Below are 1,186 nucleotides of genomic sequence, written 5' to 3'. Positions count from 1 at the left end.
ATCTTTTAATCGATCATCGAACTGAATCGTAAACCAATTCATTGCTAAACGCCAATTTTGAATTGGCATGGTCCATTTTTTAGCAGCATTTGAAGTTGCTAAATAAATGACCTTTTTCACTGAATCATCAGAAGAGAAGATCTTTCTCTTTTTAGTTGAATGGCGAATCACGCTATTCAATGATTCAATTGCATTTGTTGTATAAATCGCATGACGTATTTCAGCAGGATAGCTAAAGATCGTTCGGATATTTTCCCAATTTGCCCGCCAGGATTCTCCAATTTTTGGATACTGGTGATTCCATTGATCGCACAAGATATCTAGGGACTTTAAAGCATTTTCCTCTGTACTTGCCTGATAGATCGCCTTCAATCCTGCTGTTACAGCTTTGTAGTCCTTCCAGCTCACAAATCTCAGGCTATTGCGTACAACATGTACGATACACAGCTGGATGTCAGTATGAGGGTAGACAGAGGCTATCGCATCAGGAAAGCCTTTTAGCCCGTCTACACAGGCAACAAGAATATCTTGCACTCCTCGATTTTTAAGCTCTGTCATGACTGACAGCCAGAATTTGGAACCTTCTGTTTGAGCAAGCCACCTGCCAAGAAGTTCTTTTTGGCCATCCAAGTTAATGCCTAATGCTAAATAAACTGATTTATTGATTACTGTTGAATGCTGACGAACCTTAACAACAATGCAATCTAAATAGACAACAGGATAAAGACTATCGAGTGTTCTATTTTGCCATTCTGTCACTTGTTCAATGACAGCATCCGTTACCTTACTAATAAGGGAGGCAGATACATCGGCATCGTACATTTCTTTAAAAAAAGCAACAATTTCTCTATTTGTCATTCCTTTCGCATATAGCGAAAGAATTTGATCATCCATGCTAGTAATGCGCGTTTGATGCTTCTTAATAATCTGTGGTTCAAAAGAGCCGTCACGATCACGAGGGATATCTAAAGCAAGCTGCCCATCTTGTGTTAGAACTGTTTTGGAGCTAAAACCATTACGTGCATTAGATCCTTTCTTAGGTTGATGCTTTTCATAGCCTAAATGTTCAGAAGGCTCAGTATTCAGAGCGGTTTCGATCATGAACTTTTTAAATATGGCTGTCATTTGGTTTAAATCTTCAGGAGTTTTTAAACCTTTAGCTAATTCAGCTGCCATACTTTTGATT

At 38.7% G+C, this 1,186-nt stretch carries 1 protein-coding gene; it reads right to left on the bottom strand.

Annotated features, from left to right (window positions below; translation table 11 throughout):
• The coding region (locus tag J582_RS0105585) for an IS256 family transposase (protein WP_228131719.1) at positions 1-1,185 on the bottom strand (1,185 nt) is incomplete at its 3' end.
• Position 1,186: the final 1 nt, after the last annotated feature.

Origin of the sequence: Acinetobacter sp. 1566109 (assembly GCF_000582255.1) — a bacterium.
Taxonomy (GTDB): domain Bacteria; phylum Pseudomonadota; class Gammaproteobacteria; order Pseudomonadales; family Moraxellaceae; genus Acinetobacter; species Acinetobacter nosocomialis.
The sequence above is the reverse complement of the archived record's forward strand: the minus strand, read 5'-3'. Positions and strand labels throughout refer to the sequence as shown.